Here is a 473-nt window from a genome sequence, read left to right as displayed (position 1 = left end):
CGCAGATATCCTGACCAGGCTGCGTGCCGCTCTCGATCCCGACCAGGCGCTGGCGCTGTTCAGGAGCGCGATCGGCCGCGAAAGCATCACCGGCAACGAAGCGAATTTCGTCGGCTTCCTTGAGGCGAAAATGCGCGAGCTGGGGCTGAACGGCCTGAGCCGGGCGGATTTCCTACCCGGCAGGCCGAACATCTGGGGCGAACGCAAGGGTGCCGGCGATGGCAAGCGCCTGCTCTTCATCGGCCACACCGACACCGTTCATGTCGACGGCTGGCGCGAGCATTGGGCCGGCACCGAGCGCGAGGACCCGTTCGGCGCGCCCATCATTGACGGGGCGGTCTGGGGCCGCGGCTCCGGCGATCTGAAGGCCGGCATCACCGCTTCGCTGGCGGCGCTCTCGTTGCTCGACAAGGCCGGCATCCGCCTCAAGGGCGATGTGGCCTTCGCTTTCGTCGGCGACGAGGAGAGCGGCC

1 protein-coding gene is annotated in these 473 nt (G+C 68.1%); it reads left to right on the top strand.

Annotated elements, in window-relative coordinates:
- Positions 1 to 7: 7 nt before the first annotated feature.
- Positions 8 to 473, top strand: a 466-nt coding sequence (locus EOA28_RS38115) for a M20/M25/M40 family metallo-hydrolase (protein WP_128315963.1), incomplete at its 3' end; no start/stop codon positions are given.

It is taken from the genome of Mesorhizobium sp. M2A.F.Ca.ET.067.02.1.1 (assembly GCF_004023285.1).
GTDB lineage: Bacteria > Pseudomonadota > Alphaproteobacteria > Rhizobiales > Rhizobiaceae > Mesorhizobium.
Note: the sequence above shows the minus strand (reverse complement) of the source record. Positions and strands in the feature narration are given on the sequence as shown.